This is a genomic window from Bremerella sp. TYQ1 (assembly GCF_020150455.1).
Lineage (GTDB): Bacteria > Planctomycetota > Planctomycetia > Pirellulales > Pirellulaceae > Bremerella > Bremerella volcania_A.
In genome coordinates, this window is record NZ_CP083740.1 from 5489106 (window position 1) to 5507297 (window position 18192).

Genomic DNA, 18192 nt, shown 5'->3' on the forward strand with positions numbered 1-18192 from the left:
GAAAATTGAATTCATCGAATCCTCACAATTCAGGACCTGATTCCGCGGATTTCCGTTTCTGTTCTGCCAAATGTCAATTTTGTTGTTAACGTAAACCCCTAGTCGTTCAACATAGAGAGTGCGACGATAGAAAATCGCATTACCTATCGTCTCGTCGTTTAACGATCCCGCAGATCGAATCGTCGCCCATGAGCCGAAGCCTAGTTGCCGAGATGGAGAGCGAAATCCAGCCGCCGTCCGACTCGTCGGAGACTGACGAAAAGCCCCTCTCAGAGTTATGGCCCCAGGCCGAACCTGTCGTGAAAGGGTTTCTCCTTGCTGCGCTGCCGCAGCCTTGTGATGCCGACGACGTCCTGCAAGAGGTGGCCGTGGAAGCGGCTCGTCGATTTGCGGATTACGATCGCAGTCGGCCGTTTCCCCCTTGGGTACTGTGGATTGCTAAGATCAAGACGGCCGATTTTTTTCGTCGCACTTATCGCGATCGGCATCTCTTTCTCGGTGAAGCTTTAGAACCATTGGCCGAAGCGGCGTGCCGGACTTTCTTTCGTTTGGAAGAACAGTCCGATGCGTTGGATGTTTGTCTTTCCAAGTTGCCTCCCAAAAGTCGTCGGCTGATCGAGCTGCGATACTTCGATAACTTGAACCAAAGTCAAATCGCCGAAGAGATGAACACTTCTTCCGGCACCATTCGCGTTCTGCTTCATCGTGTTCGCGCCGTGCTTGCCGAATGCATTCAACGTAATGTCCGCGGAGGTGCGAACGATGAAGGAGAGTGATGCGCTGGAGTTGATTGAGGATCATCTGGATGGCAATCTTGACCTCGATCCTGAAAAGGAAAAGCAGCTGGCCGAGTGGCTTCGTGAAAATCCGGAGCATGCCGATCGCGCCTTTCAAAGGATCATGCTGCACGTCTTGCTCACGCGAAAAGGCAATCCCAACGATCAGCAACTGTCCGGTGGAGGGCTTACGCTTCTCGAAGGAAAAACGAACCCGCCTACCCGCAGTCGCTGGGGAAGTGGGTTGTGGTTGTTCAGCGGAATAGTGGCTGCAGCATTATTGTCGATCGCTCTTTGGAATGCCGCGTTCACGCCAGATCGGGCTGTCGATCAAAACGTGTCTCAGGCGTCCGAGCTCAATTTGATACCTCGAAGTTCGGCCCAAGCCGTGTGGCTCTCCGGTCCTCCCACGGATGACTTCGCACAGTGGCCGAGCGAAGAGCCCCTGACACTTCAAACAGGTTTCAGCGAGACACGACTGACAAGTTCTTCAACGCTGTTGCTGATGGGACCAGTCACCGTCGAGCGACAAAGTGAGTCAAGTCTATTGCTTGAAGAAGGTAGCCTCGGATTGCGCTGGGTGCCGGACTCAACTCACACGCCGCTGAAGATCGAGACTGCCGAAGCGACGTTCACATTCGACCGAGCCTCGAGGCTCGGCATTCGTGCGTTGCCGGAAGCTGGCACCATTGTCGATGTGCTCAGCGGAGAAGTCTTGCTCCAGCTCAAAGCCCCAGCATCAGACATCCACGAAACCAATCTCTTGGCCGGCCAATCGGTGTGGATCGATCAAGGAAGTCTCTTCGTGATGGACGCCGATTGGATCGAGCGAAACATGGGCCCAGTACGTGCCGCGTTAACGTTACCCCTCGCTCAGCCGCTGGAAGTTCCTTGGGTATACGAAGGGTTCGACTACGCCGAGTCGATCTTCAAGAGTCAGACCGAGCATCCTGGGCTCGCATTCCATCAAGGGGGCTTCGGCTGGAAATCGCCTTGGTCAGAGCAAGGCAATCTCGTCGCGAGTATCGAACGGGCGCCTCTCAAATGGTCGCACGCAGACGATCAAAGGGCACTCGGCGAATTGGCTTACAAGGATGCCGAGGGCAACGTGTTGCAGACCGAAGGGGGGCAGCTACGCACATCGTACGGGGCTCACAGCTTCACCACGCGGGCAATCGACCTAGCTCGGCTTCCACAGGAAGTAGTCGATGACGAAGGGCTCGGGGCGGATGGAACCGAATTGTGGATGAGCTTCCTCGCTCAGTCGTATGACAGTCAGGCCGAGCATCGCTATGCGTTTCTCCAAGCCTTTCATCGAAAGGAAGGCGCTTTGCGACTCGGCAAGCTGGAAGAAAACGAAAACTGGGCCAGCGAGTTCCGTGTCGAAGATGTCGACGAAAGTCAGGTCGCTGCCAGTGATCTGTCCACCGGGAAAGTAGCGTTCTTCGTTGTCCGTATTAGCTTTCAACCAGGTAACGAGCATGTGCATGTCTGGCTGAATCCTGATCTGCAAAGTCCTCCGGTCGACGACGATGCAACGTTCGACTTAGAGATCGCCGACTTTCGTATTCGTGAAATCGCCATCCATTCGCGTTACTCAACTGACTTCGACGAAATTCGTCTCGGCCCGTCGTTCCATTCGGTGGCTCCCTCTCAAGCAGATTGATCGATCATGTTTTCCTCATCTTTCCAAGTGAAGAGATTGCTTGTGGCGTGGACATTCGTCCTGCTGTGGGGGGCGTTCGCTACGGCGGAAGATTCCCTTCCCCAACCGACCGAAACACGGACACTGGCCGATGGCGTGGTTTGGCGGACGTGGCAGTTGAAAGAGCCGGTACCCCGTTCGATTCAAGCACTAACCATCGATACGACGAAGCCCAACGTCGATGTGTTTTACAGTATCGGTGGTGCCGATCCGGATGGTAGTGGCGAGTACCACACGACCGGGATGAATGTCTTTGCCTCCGCGGAAACGTTTGGCTACGACCTGGCCATCAATGCGGATGAACTTTTCACCACAACGAAAGCGAGCGATACGCTGGCCAGTTGGGGGAAGATGGCTGTTCCCTGCATGGTTGAAGGGCAGTGGATCGAAAAGCCACCGGCCAACTTTCCAACCACGCTACGTATCTATCGCGATGGCCACTTCGAGTTCGACGATTCGGACGAGTACGATAAGGATGTCATCCATGTGATTCGTGGACGAGGAGCCCACCGAATGTTGGTTCGCGATGGAAAGCCAGTGACGGACGTTGCCGCAGCCTATGCGGCGAACGACGCCGAACATCCACGAACTGTTCTTGGGATCGATCCGACTGGCAAAGTGGTCACTATTCTGATCGTCGATGGTCGAAGGCCAGACCATGCCAACGGACTGACAATCGCCGATACGCAACAATGGATGGTCGGGCTCGGTGTCGATGCGGCGATGAATCTTGGGGGAGGGGGCAACACGATCTTCGTTGGGCGAACAAACGCTGATGGTCCGCTTCGGATTCTGAATATTCCTTCCGATCGAAACCCGCAGGGGCTGATTCAGTTGCGTTCCAATCGCACGACGCTTGGTTTTCGGATCTACGATCGCGAATGAGGCGGATTCGAAGTTGCTTGTTTTGTGCCGGGTAATTGTAATGTAGAATTCAATGAAAATATTCAAAACCCCTCACTGCGATTCTGCCCCATGCTCAAACCGCTTCTTCTTTCGATCGTTCTGTTGTTGCCGCTGGCGTGCCAATCGGCGTTTGCTCAAGAACTTCCGCAACCGGCCGTGGCTGGGCTGCGGTACTATTATCCGCCGGAAAAAGTTGAGCCCCGCGAGATCGAAGCGGACGTTTGTGTTTACGGCGGGACCAGCGGTGGCGTGGTCGCGGCGATTCAAGCGAAGCGGATGGGCAAGTCGGCCGTACTGCTTTCGTTTGGCAAGCATGTCGGTGGTTTAACGACCGGCGGTCTCAGCCATACCGATGGTGGCGAAGCGGACGTCTGCGGCGGCATCGCTCGCGAGTTCTACAGCAAGATCGGTCAGCGCAATTTCAAACCGTCGGACGCCGAGAACGCTTATAAGCAGATGCTGGAAGAAGCGGAGGTGCCGGTCCACTACCTTGCTCATCTCGATAAAGTCAATAAAGAGGGCTCGCGGATCGTTTCGATTGCTATGGAAGATGGCCTCGTCGTGAAAGCGAAGCAGTTTATCGACGCCACGTACGAAGGCGATCTGTTGGCTCGTGCTGGCGTCTCGTACTCGGTCGGCCGCGAGGCGAACAGCGTTTACGACGAGACGTACAACGGCATTCGCCAGCCTGGCACTGGGGGGCATAACTTCCCTGAAGCGATCGATCCTTACGTCAAACCTGGCGATCCAAGTAGTGGACTTCTGCCGCGTATCGTTGCCGATGGAGGAACGCCCGGCGACGGCGACAAAGCGATCCAAGCGTACTGCTTCCGCATGCGGTTGGTGAAAGACAAGGACCGACTTCCGTTTCCTAAGCCTAATGTTTACGACACCCAGGAGTATGAAGTTCTAGCCCGCTTGTTTGAATCGGGGGCCGACCCACGCATTGGATGGTCGATCGATACGAACAATCATCACTTGTTCAACGGGGCTTACTTCATTGACTTTGTTGGGGGTAATACCGATTGGCCGGAAGGGGATTGGAAACGCCGCGAACAGCTTTTCCAGGATCATGCCAATTACCAGATCGGCGTGATGTACTTCCTGACCCATTCGCCCCGTGTTCCGGCCGAACTGCGCGAGCGGTTTGCCAGCTTTGGCTTGCCGGCCGATGAATATCAAGAGACAAGCGGTTGGACGCACGAGCTTTACATCCGCGAAGGTCGCCGCATGTTGAGCGACTATGTCATGACGCAAGACAACTGCCAAGGCGTTGAAGTGCCGGAAGATTCGATCGGGCTCGCGTCGTACAACATGGATTCGCACCACTGCCAAATGGTTGCGGTTGACGGAGCGATTCGTAACGAAGGCAACGTCGAGATTCGTGTCGCCCCGTATCCCATCGCCTACCGCGCGATCACGCCAAAAAAGTCGGAATGTACAAACCTGTTGGTGCCGGTCGCGTTATCCTCCAGCCATATCGCGTTCGGCTCGATTCGAATGGAACCGGTCTTTATGATCTTGGGACAAAGCGCGGCAACTGCGGCATCGCAAGCGATTGATGACGAAGTCATCGTCCAAGAGGTCGACTACGCGAAGCTTTCCCAGCGGTTGAAAGCGGATGGGCAGATCATCAAGTATGAAGGGACCCGCGGCAAACCGGCGATGGCCATTTCGCCTAAGAAAATCGACGGTATCGTTGTCGACGACCGCGATGCCAAGTTCGTGGGAGCCTGGGAAGAGTCGGCCCACATTCGTCCGTTCATTGGACGTGGCTATCATCACGATGGCAATCAGGCCAAAGGCAAAAGCAGCGTTTCGTTCGCGACGAAGCTGAAGCCAGGCAAGTACGACGTTCGCTTGGCTTATTCGGCCAACAGCAATCGTGCCAGCAATCTTCCGATCGCCATTCATTCGGCCGAAGGAACGAAGCAAGTCACCATCGATCAACGTAAGCAGCCCAACGTCGATGACTTGTTCGTCTCGTTAGGACAATTTACGTTCGACGAATCGGCCGAAGTGGTCGTCAGCAACGACGGCACCGACGGTCATGTGATCATCGATGCCGTGGTTTTCGTCCCGGTGAAGTAACGCACCGGAGTGGTTACGAAGAACGCAGCGCGCCCAGGATGTCGACCTGGGCCGCTTGAATCGCGGGCCAAAGCCCTGCCGCAATTCCGGTGATCACGGCGACGCCCAGCGACACAACGATTAGCCGCAACGACGGCAAAAACGCCACGCTCACCGCTTCGGCGGAAACCGATAGGCTGCTTCCTTCCAGCGTGATCACGGCGAGCACAATTCCAAGTGCTCCGCCCAGAACGCTCAGCACCACGCTTTCCGAAAGCACCAACGCGAAGACGGTTCTGCCGGTAAACCCGAGCGTTTGCAGCACCGCATGTTCTTTGATGCGGTCCTGCACCGACATCACCGTGGTGGTCGAAACGAGTGCGAGCACGATCGCTACGCAGGCATAGCCCAAGTACTTCGACATCTCGACCAACTGGGTCAAGTCGCCGAGACTCTTGGCTTGGAACACACCTTTAGGGCGTGTATCGGTTTCGACCGAACCGCCGCGGAACTTTTCGTCGATCATCTCGCACAATACCAACTGATCGGTCCCCGGCTGAAGAAGCACCTCGTGCTGGGTGACCGTGCCGACAAGATTCATGCCTTTGCCACGCTGCAAGAATTCGAGGTGCGAATAAATGTAATTCTCTTCGGCAGGGTCGGAAGAAGTAAACACTCCGGCGACTTGAACCGTCAAATCACCGATCGAGAACTTATCGCCCACGCCAATGTCTCTGCGCGAAGCCACCGAGCTTCCGACGATGGCGGCGTCTTGATGGGTTTCAAATTCGTCCCAGCTGCCGGACTTCAATTGAAAGTCGCGTGCTTTGCGAACCTTTGTAGGAGGCAATCCATAGAACACGATCACGTCCAGGCTCGCACGGCAATTGTTGGTGAAGACCTGGATCGGGATCACCTCGGCAACGCCAGGCATCTTTTCGATTTGCTGCTGGTAGTCTTGCGGCAGGTGGCTGGAAGCGGGACAAAACTTGTTTGCTTGAAACACGATCAGCGAACCCTTGGCCGCTTGCCGCGACTGAAGATCGGCCATTCCTTCCTGCACCGCACCGACGAAGCAGAAGACATACAGCGCGATCGCTGCTCCAATGCATGTCAGTGCCGTTCGTGAGCGATGTCGCCATAACGTCTTGAGCACCAGCGGTATGAACTTAAACATGAGCTACCTCCGCGTCGGTCGTTTCGATCAGCTTGCCGCGGTCGAGTTGGAACTGCCGGTGAGCGACTTTCGCGGCAGCGTGATCATGCGTCACCATCAATAGCGTCACGCCGAGCTCGCGGTTGAGCCGACCCAGCAAGTGTAAGATCTGCTGTGAAGTCTCCGGGTCGAGGTCGCCGGTCGGTTCGTCCGCCACGACCACTTGCGGATGGTTCACAATCGCCCTCGCAATGCCGACACGCTGTTCCTGTCCGCCTGACATTTGTCGCGGATAGTGCCCTGCCCTATCGATCAGGTCGACCGCCTCTAACGCAATTTGAACACGCTGGCGTCGTTCGGCTCGTGACATTGGTAACAGCAGCAGCGGCAACTCGATGTTCTCGTACGCTGTCAGCACCGGCACCAGGTTATGCGTTTGAAAAACGTAACCTAAATTGGCTGCCCGCCACTTGGCGAGCTTCGTGCGCGAAAGCTTCGTCAGCTCGGTTCCATCGACGACAATGCTCCCGGAATCAGGCCGGTCGATTGTCGCGATCAAGTTCAGCAGCGTGCTTTTGCCTGTACCGCTGGCACCCATCAACGAAAGGAACTCGCCCCGCTGGATGTCAAGCGAAACATCGTCCAGCGGCGTGATCGTTTCGCCCCCTTTGTGGTAATGCTTGGTGACGTGGGAGACTTGAACGAGGGACATTACTTCTCTCCTTGCGATGGAAGTCGACTCAGTGGAGCCCGCACGACGCTTGTCGAAGCGCTCGGCGAAAAGTTTTCTTCCACTTCATCAATCACTTCAATGCGTAGTTGCTGGCGAATCGTTGGTGGCGGGTTGAAGATCAGGCGATCTCCCAAATTCAAACCCGAGGTCACTTGAACCATTGGGTCGGATGGGTTTGCCACCACGGTCACGTTTTGTTTGCGAGCCAATCCGGCCGCTTGATCGGCGAGCCAGACAAACGTTTGCTCTCCGTCACGCTGGACCAGTTCGCTAGGAATGAACAGCTGCATCTCTTCCTGTGAAGAGTCTTCGTGCTGCTCGATCTTTGGAGCGAGAAACGTCACGTCGACCAGCATTTCCGGCTTGAAATAGTTCGGTGGATCTGGCAGCGCGACTTTCACTTGCAGCGTGTTCTTCTGAATGTCAGCCTCGGAACTGATAAACAGCACCCGACCGACAATCGGCTTTTCCAGGGCCGGGTTATCAATCTTCACCAGCTGATCGAGCGACACTTGCGGAATGTTCTCGAATCGCACATCCACACGAACCTGCAAACTGTCGGGGCGATACATCGTCACTACAGTGCTGCTGTCCGACTCGCTACTTCCCGTCGGCATGTTGCCCAAATGCGACCCAGGCGGGCTCAGCAATTGGTAAATCCGACCGTCCACAGGGGCACGGACAACGGTTCGATCGAGTGCCAGTTTCGCTTGGGCTAATGCCACTTCCGCCTGACGCAAGCGAGCCTCAGAAGCTTGCAGCACCGAACGCGCCGTGGCTTTCGCTTCTTTCTCGTCGACTAAAAGCTGAAGCTGCGTCTTGAGAGCTTGCTGCCGTTTCGACCAAGCTACTTTTTCCGCTTCCAAGGTGTTCTTCCGCTGAATCAGCTCCTCGAGCGAAGCCTCGGCCGTGGCTAATCGCGAAACGGCCTCGTCCACGGTCAGCTTGGAGACGGCAACGCCTGCGTCGACTTTTCGTTGATGATCGATCCGAGCATACTCCCGCATCGCTTCGGCGCGTCGCACCTCGAACGGGAGGTTTTGCAGCTGCGTTTCGATCCGCGAAACCTGGGCGTCTGCTTCGGCCAATTGCGCTTCCAAGTGGACCGGTTGTTCCACACGAACGTTGGCCGCTTCTAGGGTCGCTTTCGCTTGCTCGACTTCGGCACGGCGTAAGTCGCGGTCGGCCACCGCTCGGTCGTAGGCAAGTTGGTTGTCCTCGCGAACAAGATTGGCGACAGGGTCTCCCTTTTTCACCCGTTGATCTTCGACGACTAAAAGCTCTTCGATCACGCCCGGGGCTAACGCCGCGACACGAATAGGTGTCGGGCGCGGTTCGACCCAACCGGCAGCTTGAAACAGCGGAGTCCCCGCCGATTGGATCTTCGCTTTGGAAGCGATCACGGGAACGACTTTGACCGGAGTAGCCGGAAAAATCAGGTCCCACGAAGCCCAAACCAAAAGTGCCACGAAGCCAACCAACAGGGTTCCGGGAATGATGACCCTGGCCACCACATGGCGGCGCGTTGGCAGGTCGGTAGACCGACCTGCCGCAGAATCGCCTCGGTCGATCGCGAGTTGTTGGAGATCGACTTCTGCCATGATTATTTCCTCACGTAGAGACTGTCGGCGAGCACCGTCAGGTTGCCTTCGCCGTCACGCTTGGCTTTGCCACGCACGACCACCGTTTGCAGCTCGTCCAGCTTCAGCGATTTCTTCGGGTCGGCTTTGACCACTTCGCCGTTCTCGTCAACTACTTTCACCAAGGCGGTCGCACTGGGAAGCTTGTCGGTTTCGCAGCAGTAATCCCACGGCGTTTTGCATCCATCGCCAGGAATATCGCTACAAGCTTTTAGCGATGGATCGACGATTGAAAACGCGGCACGGCCATCGATCCAGGGATTGCTCGAACCGCCGATGCGTCCGACGACGACCACTTCTTCGTCATCCTCAGCCGATTCGCGAACGGCCATCACTTCCTGGGCGCCGTCTGGTTCTTCCGCCAACAGATAGCCAGACATATCGACCACCGGGGCCGAATCGTTGTCGACCGTTTGCGTTGACTGCGTACCTGTGCAGCCGAGCGTCATCACCGAAACGGCCGTTACCAAAATCAAAGAGAGCGTTGTCTTCATGGTCATCCTTTGCGAATTAAAAAGTAGGTGAGTTCAAACTGATTTCAGGCCATCGACCACAGCCATCCGAAGCGCACGTACGGCAGGAGGCAGCGAGCCGATAAAGCCCAATAGAAAACCGACGCCGCACCCGACCAGGATGCAGACGTTATCGATGCGAAGCGCGAACGCTCCCATCGTGAATCGAACCGATGCCCCGTTGAAAATCGTCAGGGCAATCAGCGTGGCAAGCAAACTGGCCGAAGCGGCCAAAAGCAGGCCTTCTTGAATCAAACTGAGCAGAATGGCCCGGCGTACGAAGCCAAGCGTTTGTAGCATGGCGAGTTCTGGAATCCGTCCGACGACGGCGCCGTACATGGTGTTTAGGCCCGCCAGAATGCCAGCTCCAGAAACCAACAGCACCACCAGCCAGGCCAGCCAGCGAATGGGACCGTAGTCACGCTGGAGCCCGGCGTAGTATTCCGTTTCCCGAGTCGCTTGCAGTTCAAGATCGAGTCGTTCTTTGCAGAACAGATCGACATCGCTGAAGTCGCCTGAGTTGGCTAAACGCAGAGCGACGAGGCTCAAGTCTTGTCGCTTCATCGCTTGTTGAAGTTCGTCCAAGCGGCACCAGACTTCCGACTCAAACGCACCGCCGGTTGCGGAAAAGATTCCCGAGACCTTCCAGGAACGGCCCTCGAACTCGACGGTATCGCCAGGGCGAATCGCATTCTTTTTCAAGCCTAATTTCACCGCGGCCATGCGTCCGACAAGCACTTCTCCGGCGGTTGGCCAATCCCCTTCTTCAATCTGAATGCGGCTGCGAACCAACAGCACTTCCGGCGTAATCCCCCGTACCAGGCCCATCGCCGGTTGAGCCATCGCAGGCGTACCGACTTCCGTACCGAGATACAATTCCGGGGAAACATACTTCTGCCCTTGTCGCTGCCGAATGCCTGGGATGCTGGCCGCGATCAAGTCGCTCGATCGCATTGGGATCGAGGAGTACTCGAGGTTTTCACCCATGCCGAGCGAGAAGATCAGCACGGTGTCGGACTGGCCACTCACTTCGAGGTTCTTTTCCAAACCGCGAATGAAGCCAACGACGACGAATACGAGCAAGATCACGACCGTCAGCGCGGCCAATGTCAGGAGGGTTCGCATAGGACGACGAAACAAGTTTCGAATCGCGTAGTCCCATGCAAGTGGACGAAACCACATGCCAAATACCAAGTGCGAGGAATGCAGAAATGGATTTGGTTATTGCGCGGACATGCACGCAAGGAATGTTGCGTTATGAAAGCGATAACCAAACGATGCCAGCAAGCATCGTCGGCTTAGCAAGTCAGCGAGAGATAACGCGTACGCAGCGCGCGGCCTGACAGCGGTGAAAGATCTGGCAATGCGTCGGTTTCCCAGCGATGTGGCATCTCAGAAATGAGAACCGCCTGAGGAAACTCGAAGCTGAGAAACAGGAGTGCCAACTGGGAAGTGTCGATGTCGATATCGTGACGATCCAGAACCGCCCCGGCACAAATACCCTGGCACGTTTTAGAGCTGGGCGCTGAACTTTGGGAGTCAGATGCGTCCGATTTATTCGGTTGAGCCGCACAGCAGCTACATCCGATCGTAAACGCCGAGCCGTCATTTTCCGCAGCACCACCGAGCGCACTTCCTTCGCCCACCACGCATGCGAGCGGGCAGTAAAGGATGGCCAAAATGGTTAATAGCGAAATACTTTTCACGGCATTTAACAACGGCGTTAGGGTTCGTTCTTCTTTGCTATTGTGCGCATCTTGTTATGGTAAGGCAAGTTCAAATCTTTTAACCCTTCGCGGATCCATGGCGCGAAATGGGCAACTTTAATTGGCATTCGATTTGCACCCCTGGTACATTAACATCGCTGCCAGCTTTGCGATCTCGTCCCCTTATCCTTAAGAGATTGAAGCAAAGATGCTCCCTTATCCTCTCGCGCTCTGTCGCACCAATCGCATGTCGTTCTCGGAAGAAGAAGTCCGCCGTAAGTTTTTCAATCGCCTCGCTGAGGTCGATACGCCGGAACAGCGCGAAGCCGTTTTGCTGGCCGCCGTACAAGCCGGAATTGATATGGCAGAACTAGAGCAATGGCTCGACTGGTTAGATAACCAAGTGCCGGAAAAGCAGACCGATCAGCAAGAGATTCTTCGCCGTTTTCAAGCACAACGGTTTGGAAATTAGTGTCGTTTGAAACGCCCTTGTTTTCTCAAGCGAGACTTCATTTCCCTTTCGTGCTTAATTGTACGGAAGTATTGAACAAGTGTAAACAAAAAATGCGCGAAGCGTTGTTTAGGTGTACCCCAAAGTGATAGGAAATCGGAGCGTTTTCACGCGAAAATAAGGGCACCGATTTCGCGTCACTCGTCGCCGCGGCGACGCTTGGACAGCATGTTATGATACATGTTACGCGTCGACTGGTTGCTTCTTCGCTGCGAAAGTTGCGTTGGGCGTTGGCGACGTATCCGGTAGCGGCGGAAGGACTTCCGGCGAAATGTACAGCCCGAACAAGTTCCGCACACGCGGCCCCCGGAGGCCGATCATACGCAGCAGAGTCAGCACGACAATCCGAACGTCCATCGAAAAACTGGCGTGCGCGATGTATTCGCGATCGACCAGCAGCTTCCGCCAGACGCTTTCGTTATCGGAATCTGGCGGCAAGTTGACTTGAGCAAGTCCGGTTATCCCCGGCAGAACTTCGAGGCGATCAAGGTAGTTCGGAATCGACTTTTCCAGGATCGTCACGAACTCCGGCCGCTCCGGCCGCGGACCGACGAAAGACATCTCACCACAAGCGACGTTCCACAGTTGAGGGAGTTCGTCGAGGTGGGTGTCGCGGAGGATTTTACCGAGCCATGTGACACGAGGGTCGCTCGTTTTGGCCCAAACAGGTCCACTGTTCGTTTCGGCGTCGCATCGCATGCTTCGCAGTTTGTAGAGCGTAAACGTGCGTCCATCCTTGCCGACTCGCTTCTGGCGATAGATGCCTGGCCCTGGCGAAGCCAAGCGTACGGCCAGGATAAGTAGCGCGATTACCGGCAGGAAGACAACGAACGACAAAAACGCAACGGTTCTTTCCGCGATCGTTTTCCAGCCCAAGTAGCGAGGCGGATTGAGTTTGCCGGGGCGGTGGTTTGGGGGATCGATTCGCAGCGATCGGACGTAGCCAGGCGTGGCGTACGAATCACTGCGAAGCGACGTGAACTGATCGGAAACACGCGAATCGGTGGAGGGTTCGGCCTCAGTCAATTCGGCGTAAAGATCCTGATAACGCTGCATCATCCTGGCTTCGCTGTAGTGTTGCTGGGCAATTTGTTGTCCCGACTCGGCGAGGTCAAAACGCTGCTCAGGCGATTCGATCATTTCCAACATCGCTTCGGCAAGGGCGACAGAATCCTTTGGTGGAACCAGTCGGATCGCGTTCCCTTTTCGGCAAACCTCAAGATTGCTGCCGATCTCGGTGGAGATGACCGGCTTGCCCATCATCATCGCTTCGAGTAGCGCCAGCGAAAGTCCTTCCCAAAGGCTCGGCAAGACAACCACATCCGACGCCGCAAGAAGGTCAGGAACGTCGTCTCGGTAGCCGAGAAATCGAATGTTCGATTCAACACCGAGTCGCTTCGCTTCGTGCTGAAGCTCGTCCCGGAGTGGGCCTTCGCCAGCCAAAAGAATTTGAAACGGCAACGAGGCTTGCTCTTGAACGGTTTTAGTCGCTTGAACGAGATAGGCCAGCCCTTTTTGCGGGGCAAGTCGACCAGGAGCGAGCATCAGGAACGTATCAGCATCGACACCAAGCTCAGCGCGAACATCGTCAGCAGACTTCGTCGGTTGGCCGGTTTCGGTACCGACGCCATTGGGAATGGCAACGACTTGATTCGATTTGCCGATGCCAAGCTGCTTCGCCCAATCGCGATGGTATTCGCTGACGGTCACAATCCGATGGCACCACTTGGCGGCCATGCGTTCCAAAAAGGAATAGAGCCACAGCTTCGGTTTGCTCGATTCCTCGTGGAAGGCAAAACCATGCACCGTGTGGATGATCGCCGGAACGCGAGCTTTCCAGGCCGCCCAGCGTCCAACGATTCCGCCTTTGGACGTATGCGTATGAACGACATCGTAGTCGGCCGATTTGAGGAACTTCGCCAGGGTGCGTGCCCCACGAAGGTCTTTCCAGGGACGGATCTCGCGCCAGATGACATCCAAGTCGACGATGCCGATTCCATCGGAACGCAAGATCGACTGCAGCTTCGAATCGGTCGTTAGTACGTCAACGTCGTATCCTTGCTCGCGTGTGAATCGGGCCAATCGGGAAACGAAGACCGATGCTCCACCAAATCCGGAACTGCCGATCACATGTAAGATGCGAGGACGCCGCGGTTGAGCGGAAGGTGACGTCGTCGATTGATCCGCGTCGACCTGTTGGCCGTAGTTGTCTTGTCGAAAGGCAATGCTCATGACTGGGTCACCTCCATTTGATTCAGCGATTTCATTTCGCTTTCGACGACATCGCAAATCGCGTCGACGTCTTCGATCGTCATCCGAGCATGCAGCGGCAACGTTACTTCGCGACTTGCCGCGTCGCATGTTTTCGGAAGAGACGGCGTATCGGGGCAAAGCTTTTGATAGTGTGTGAACTGATGAACCGGCGGATAGTGGAACGTCGTTTGAACACCCCGCTGGTTCAATCGTTCGCGAAAATCAGATCGCTGCTCAGCGACGGCCAACAAGATCGGGAACACGTGATGCGAACTGTCTTCCAAGCGATCGGAGAAGGGAATCGTAATTCCATCGATGCCTGAAAGTCGTTCACGATAACGAGCCACACAATTTCGTCGACGCAGATTTCCATCAGCCAGCTTGTCGAGTTGAACCAGCCCGAGTGCGGCCATGATCTCCGTTGCTCGGTAGTTGAATCCGACGTCGATCAAGTCGTAGTCAGTCGCTCGGCCGGACGCTTTATCCCAACTGCTTTTGGTCATGCCGTGTGAGCGAGCGAGCTTGACTCGATTGGCAAGCTCTTCGTCGTCAGTGACGACCATACCTCCTTCGCCGGTCACCATGTTTTTGTTGGCGAAGAAACTGAAGCAGCCAACCGTCCCGCCGGTGCCAGCCATTCGTTGGGAATAGGGGCTATCGGGGCGAGTGTTATACCTCGCGCCAACCGCATGACATGCATCTTCGATAATTCGAAGGTCATGTTGCTCGGCCAATTTCATGATCGCATCCATGTCGGCCGGAAAGCCTGCCATGTGAACGACCACTGCCGCTTTGGTTCGCGAAGTGATCTTCGCCGCCATGTCGTTGGGGTCGATGTTGAGATCGTGAGGACCAACGATGTCGACAAAGACCGGAGTCGCGCCGACATACAAGATGGCGTTGACCGAAGCGACAAACGTGAAGCTTGGCACAAGAACTTCATCGCCGGGGCCGATTCCGCAGGCCAGCAAAGCGAGGTGCAATGCAGCCGTTCCATTGGATACGGCCAACGCTCGCTTAGCTCCGACGAAGTCTGCAAAACGCTTCTCGAACGTTTCGATGGTCGGGCCTTGCGAGAGCCATTGGCTACGAATGACTTCGACAACGGCATCAAGCTCGCGCTCGTCGTAGTCTAGTTCAGAGATACGAAATGATTGGGCAGTCATGTGGTTGTGAATCGAGGCAAGTGGGCAGTATTAGTTGAAATGCCGAGCGTCTTTAGGATCAGACCAGCGATCTTCCTGAAGGCAGTGATAAACCTCCTTCACGCCGTCACGAACGCTCCATTCCGGCTCGAATCCCAGTTGCGATTTCGCCTTGGAGAATTCAACGCGATAGCTTCGCGGATCAGTTCCCGCAGTGATGTATTCAATGGTGGTGTCGGGAACTTCTTCCTTGACCATTTCACCGAGTTCTTGCTTTTGGACGTTGTTGCCGTCGCCGCCGATATTGAAGACTTCGCCTGAAACGACGTCGGGAGAGGCATTCAAAACCATCTCGATAGCTCGAGCGATGTCTTGCGTGTGAACAAAAGGACGCCAGAATTGGCCGCCGTAGATGACCACTTTGTGTTCGCGATACGCGGCCAAAGTAAAATCGCTGACCAACAGGTCGAATCGCATGCGCGGCGAAATGCCAAATGCCGTGCTGAGACGCAAAACCGTTGGAACAAAGTTCTCATCGGCGGAGGCAAGGATTGCCTTCTCGGCTTCAACTTTCGATCGGCTGTAGACCGACAAAGGTTTCAGCGGCGAGGTTTCTGTTGCAGGGGCATTCGGATCGGAGATGCCGTAGTTGCTGCAAGTGCTCGTGAAAACAAATCGGGTCGCACCATGCTTCTTGGAAGCCTCCAGGACTTTAAGAGCTCCATGCAAATTGATCTCTTCGGCTGTTGCTTCATCCCGGTTGCAAGCAGGCTCCCCAACAATCGCTGCCAACAGACAAACGGCATCGTGGCCTGGGATCGTGCGATCGAGCAGGTCCTGGTCGCGAAGATCACCCTCGATCAGTTCAAACCGTTCCTGGCCTTTGAGGTTGTCCAACGACTGCGATCCGAACATGAGCGAATCGAGTACGGTCAGTTCGTGCCCTTGTTCGTGAAGACGTGTTGTGAGAACCGATCCGACGTAGCCTGCTCCGCCGATTACGAGAATTTTCATGGTGAGTTTTCCTGGGGTGTGGATAGATAGGGGGCGTTACCGACTACGATGCGACTTTTTCGTCGGGCAAAAATAAGTGGCGATGTTCCTCGAACACGGAACTGGCGTTGGCATAGTCTTCCACGCGACCGATGTCGAGCCACATGGCGTCGGACATGTAAACTTTGACTTTACGGCCGAGTTCGACCAGCTTGAGAACAAGCGTCGGAAGATCGTAATACTCGCCCATCGGAACGACATCCAAGGCACGTCGATTGAACGCGTAGACACCCATTGAGACGTCGTATGGAAGTCGCGGCTTTTCACGATAGCCGGTAACCTGAAGTCGTTCGTCGAACTCGACAATGCCGAGATCAATTTTGGTCGTGCAGCGATGGCAAGCGATCGTAAGATCGGCGTCATGTTGCAGGTGATATTCATACAACGCTCGATAGTCGAGTGTCGTCAGTACATCCCCATTCATAACGAGGAAGTCCTCGGGCAGATCATTCATCAACGCGAGAGGGCCGACAGTTCCCAACGGCTGCTTTTCGCTGGAATAGGTCAAGTCGACACCAACTTGCTCGCCCTTTCCAAAGTAAGCCATGATCAATTCCGCCAAGTGGCCCACGGCAAGCGTGGCTTTATCGCACCCTGCGCCATGAAGTTGACGCAGAACGATTTCCAGGATCGGCATTTCACCGACAGGAACGAGCGGCTTCGGGAAGTTGATGGTGTAAGGAGCAAGGCGTCGCCCGCGGCCACCAGCTAAGATGACGGTATGCATGATTGGGAATCCTCGGAGGTGGTGGTTGTTGCCATGCTTGCTGCTTCGCGCGATGCCAATGGAGCATCTGCATTACAGCGGTCAGGCGGTTGAGGGGTTACTGGACATGGCATTCGACTTTGCTGCCAACGCTCGGTTGCCTGGCGAACGGCCATGAAAAACTGGTTGCGACGAGCTTGGAGAAGTTCGTCACCATACTGTTGAGCGACACGCAGGTTTCGCTGCGACATCTTGTGAAGCCGTGAGCGATTGACGAACAACGCGTTCAGCTTGTCAGCCAGCGTGGTGGAATCTTCGACGGCGAAGAGTGACTCTTCATCAAGAAGTTCCGGGATGCCGCCGACCGTTGTTCCCAAACAGGGTAAGCCGCGTGCCATCGCTTCGATCATCGCCCGCGGCAAACCTTCCTGGCGAGAAGCGAGAACGAAGAGGTCTGCATTGTCGAGTTGGTCGCGAATTGGTTGCCCGCTGGGAAGCGATCCGAGAAAACGAATCCGATCACCGCAGCTAAGATTCGCGGCCCGCAGTTCGAGTTCTGATCGATGTTTTCCGTCACCGACAATCGTTAACCGAATGTCATGCTTCGTTTGGGCGATTGCATCGATCAGGATGTCAACGCCTTTGTACATCTGGGCCAATGCGCCTACCGTGATGACGTTCAACGGTGAATCAGCGGACGCAATCGAGCGAGGCTCTTCCTGGAAGGCAGTTGAAGGAAGTTCGACACTGGAGTAATGCGTTTGGAAGCTATCTGCGGAGGCCGGGTAACGTTTTTGCAAAGCGGACTGGGTAACGTACGATGCAGCCGTTGCCGTTCGGCACTGACGTCGCGTGTCTGCTGAAAGCTTGCGACGGAAGTACCAACGAAGAGGATGGTGAAACGCCCCAGGTGCAAAGACATCCCATGGGTCACTCACGACTTCCACGCCAAACGGCCGTCCTTCGGCACGTAGCCGTTTTTCAACTAAGCAGGCGATAGGGGAATGAACTCGAAGGATGACCGCATGCTGTGGATCGGCTGCAGCTTGGGCTGCTTTCTTAACGGCAGTGGCCTTCTGAAGAAATTGCCAAAGTCCTTGGTAGTGAGGCAGCGGTTGGAACGTAACGCCTGGCCCATCGACACGTTGCCAGCTTGGATCGACTTTAGGCACCGGTTTGGCTCTCGCAACAATGCGTACCCCATCGAAGACTTCCAGATACCGCTGCCAAAAGGCATTCGGAAACTGGGTCTCGGTCCACGTCGCACCATCTGGTGTACGGTGGAATCGATGTTCAAGGGTTACGATAACTTGCATGAGT

General features: G+C 55.4%; 16 protein-coding genes. 5 read left to right on the forward strand and 11 right to left on the reverse strand.

Annotated elements, in window-relative coordinates:
• The first annotated feature begins 188 nt into the window (after positions 1 to 188).
• The 4 genes from LA756_RS22290 to LA756_RS22305 all read left to right on the forward strand — a co-directional run bounded on the left by LA756_RS22290 (position 189) and on the right by LA756_RS22305 (position 5478).
• The gene (locus LA756_RS22290; protein ID WP_224436931.1) at positions 189 to 776 is read left to right on the forward strand and encodes a sigma-70 family RNA polymerase sigma factor; all 588 of its coding nucleotides are present in this window, start codon (positions 189 to 191) and stop codon (positions 774 to 776) included.
• The gene (locus LA756_RS22295; protein ID WP_224436932.1) at positions 763 to 2442 is read left to right on the forward strand and encodes a hypothetical protein; all 1680 of its coding nucleotides are present in this window, start codon (positions 763 to 765) and stop codon (positions 2440 to 2442) included. The genes LA756_RS22290 and LA756_RS22295 overlap by 14 nt, the downstream gene beginning before the upstream one ends.
• Positions 2443 to 2448: 6 nt before the next feature.
• Entirely contained in the window at positions 2449 to 3366 is a 918-nt protein-coding gene (locus tag LA756_RS22300) for a phosphodiester glycosidase family protein (RefSeq protein WP_224436933.1), read from the forward strand.
• Positions 3367 to 3456: 90 nt separating this feature from the next.
• On the forward strand, positions 3457 to 5478 hold the full coding sequence (locus LA756_RS22305; RefSeq protein WP_224436934.1) for an FAD-dependent oxidoreductase: 2022 nt from the start codon (positions 3457 to 3459) through the stop codon (positions 5476 to 5478).
• Between the two features lie 13 nt (positions 5479 to 5491).
• Here LA756_RS22305 and LA756_RS22310 read toward each other — a convergent pair whose 3' ends face one another.
• The 6 genes from LA756_RS22310 to LA756_RS22335 all read right to left on the reverse strand — a co-directional run bounded on the left by LA756_RS22310 (position 5492) and on the right by LA756_RS22335 (position 11204).
• Positions 5492 to 6634: an ABC transporter permease gene (locus tag LA756_RS22310; RefSeq protein ID WP_224436935.1), complete on the reverse strand. Its 1143-nt coding sequence runs from the start codon at positions 6632 to 6634 to the stop codon at positions 5492 to 5494.
• Positions 6627 to 7325 (reverse strand): ABC transporter ATP-binding protein, encoded by a 699-nt coding sequence (locus LA756_RS22315; RefSeq protein ID WP_224436936.1) that lies wholly within the window; start codon positions 7323 to 7325, stop codon positions 6627 to 6629. The genes LA756_RS22310 and LA756_RS22315 overlap by 8 nt, the downstream gene beginning before the upstream one ends.
• A complete protein-coding gene (locus LA756_RS22320) occupies positions 7325 to 8947 on the reverse strand; it encodes an efflux RND transporter periplasmic adaptor subunit (RefSeq protein WP_224436937.1) in 1623 nt (540 codons plus the stop codon). Before LA756_RS22320 ends, LA756_RS22315 begins: the two co-directional genes overlap by 1 nt.
• Positions 8948 to 8949: 2 nt before the next feature.
• Entirely contained in the window at positions 8950 to 9480 is a 531-nt protein-coding gene (locus LA756_RS22325) for a hypothetical protein (protein WP_224436938.1), read from the reverse strand.
• Between the two features lie 33 nt (positions 9481 to 9513).
• Positions 9514 to 10680 (reverse strand): ABC transporter permease, encoded by a 1167-nt coding sequence (locus LA756_RS22330; protein ID WP_224436939.1) that lies wholly within the window; start codon positions 10678 to 10680, stop codon positions 9514 to 9516.
• A 116-nt stretch (positions 10681 to 10796) separates the two neighbouring features.
• The gene (locus tag LA756_RS22335) at positions 10797 to 11204 is read right to left on the reverse strand and encodes a hypothetical protein (RefSeq protein WP_224436940.1); all 408 of its coding nucleotides are present in this window, start codon (positions 11202 to 11204) and stop codon (positions 10797 to 10799) included.
• Positions 11205 to 11412: 208 nt separating this feature from the next.
• On the opposite strand from LA756_RS22335, the gene LA756_RS22340 reads away from it, so the two are divergent.
• Positions 11413 to 11676 carry a hypothetical protein gene (locus LA756_RS22340; protein WP_224436941.1) on the forward strand — a complete coding sequence of 88 codons (264 nt, stop codon included), beginning with the start codon at positions 11413 to 11415 and terminating at the stop codon, positions 11674 to 11676.
• Between the two features lie 222 nt (positions 11677 to 11898).
• Here the strand turns inward: LA756_RS22340 and LA756_RS22345 are convergent, their stop codons facing one another.
• From LA756_RS22345 to LA756_RS22365, 5 genes are read right to left on the reverse strand one after another with little or no spacing between them, the layout of a single operon-like run.
• Positions 11899 to 13947, reverse strand: coding sequence for a sugar transferase (locus LA756_RS22345; protein ID WP_224436942.1), 2049 nt, complete (start codon positions 13945 to 13947; stop codon positions 11899 to 11901).
• Positions 13944 to 15134, reverse strand: a complete 1191-nt coding sequence (locus LA756_RS22350; protein WP_224436943.1) for a DegT/DnrJ/EryC1/StrS aminotransferase family protein — start codon at positions 15132 to 15134, stop codon at positions 13944 to 13946. Before LA756_RS22350 ends, LA756_RS22345 begins: the two co-directional genes overlap by 4 nt.
• A 30-nt stretch (positions 15135 to 15164) precedes the next feature.
• Positions 15165 to 16127 carry an NAD(P)-dependent oxidoreductase gene (locus LA756_RS22355; protein ID WP_224436944.1) on the reverse strand — a complete coding sequence of 321 codons (963 nt, stop codon included), beginning with the start codon at positions 16125 to 16127 and terminating at the stop codon, positions 15165 to 15167.
• Between the two features lie 43 nt (positions 16128 to 16170).
• The gene (locus tag LA756_RS22360; RefSeq protein WP_224436945.1) at positions 16171 to 16893 is read right to left on the reverse strand and encodes a sugar phosphate nucleotidyltransferase; all 723 of its coding nucleotides are present in this window, start codon (positions 16891 to 16893) and stop codon (positions 16171 to 16173) included.
• On the reverse strand, positions 16875 to 18188 hold the full coding sequence (locus tag LA756_RS22365) for a glycosyltransferase family 4 protein (RefSeq protein WP_224436946.1): 1314 nt from the start codon (positions 18186 to 18188) through the stop codon (positions 16875 to 16877). Before LA756_RS22365 ends, LA756_RS22360 begins: the two co-directional genes overlap by 19 nt.
• Between the last annotated feature and the right edge of the window lie 4 nt (positions 18189 to 18192).

Excerpts from the sequence above, each read along its gene's own strand:
- LA756_RS22290 (WP_224436931.1), top strand. The coding sequence starts at position 189 with ATGAGCCGAAGCCTAGTTGCCGAGATGGAGAGCGAAATCCAGCCGCCG.
- LA756_RS22295 (WP_224436932.1), top strand. The coding sequence starts at position 763 with ATGAAGGAGAGTGATGCGCTGGAGTTGATTGAGGATCATCTGGATGGC.
- LA756_RS22300 (WP_224436933.1), top strand. The coding sequence starts at position 2,449 with ATGTTTTCCTCATCTTTCCAAGTGAAGAGATTGCTTGTGGCGTGGACA.
- LA756_RS22305 (WP_224436934.1), top strand. The coding sequence starts at position 3,457 with ATGCTCAAACCGCTTCTTCTTTCGATCGTTCTGTTGTTGCCGCTGGCG.
- LA756_RS22310 (WP_224436935.1), bottom strand. The coding sequence starts at position 6,634 with ATGTTTAAGTTCATACCGCTGGTGCTCAAGACGTTATGGCGACATCGC.
- LA756_RS22315 (WP_224436936.1), bottom strand. The coding sequence starts at position 7,325 with ATGTCCCTCGTTCAAGTCTCCCACGTCACCAAGCATTACCACAAAGGG.
- LA756_RS22320 (WP_224436937.1), bottom strand. The coding sequence starts at position 8,947 with ATGGCAGAAGTCGATCTCCAACAACTCGCGATCGACCGAGGCGATTCT.
- LA756_RS22325 (WP_224436938.1), bottom strand. The coding sequence starts at position 9,480 with ATGAAGACAACGCTCTCTTTGATTTTGGTAACGGCCGTTTCGGTGATG.
- LA756_RS22330 (WP_224436939.1), bottom strand. The coding sequence starts at position 10,680 with ATGTGGTTTCGTCCACTTGCATGGGACTACGCGATTCGAAACTTGTTT.
- LA756_RS22340 (WP_224436941.1), top strand. The coding sequence starts at position 11,413 with ATGCTCCCTTATCCTCTCGCGCTCTGTCGCACCAATCGCATGTCGTTC.
- LA756_RS22345 (WP_224436942.1), bottom strand. The coding sequence starts at position 13,947 with ATGAGCATTGCCTTTCGACAAGACAACTACGGCCAACAGGTCGACGCG.
- LA756_RS22350 (WP_224436943.1), bottom strand. The coding sequence starts at position 15,134 with ATGACTGCCCAATCATTTCGTATCTCTGAACTAGACTACGACGAGCGC.
- LA756_RS22355 (WP_224436944.1), bottom strand. The coding sequence starts at position 16,127 with ATGAAAATTCTCGTAATCGGCGGAGCAGGCTACGTCGGATCGGTTCTC.
- LA756_RS22360 (WP_224436945.1), bottom strand. The coding sequence starts at position 16,893 with ATGCATACCGTCATCTTAGCTGGTGGCCGCGGGCGACGCCTTGCTCCT.
- LA756_RS22365 (WP_224436946.1), bottom strand. The coding sequence starts at position 18,188 with ATGCAAGTTATCGTAACCCTTGAACATCGATTCCACCGTACACCAGAT.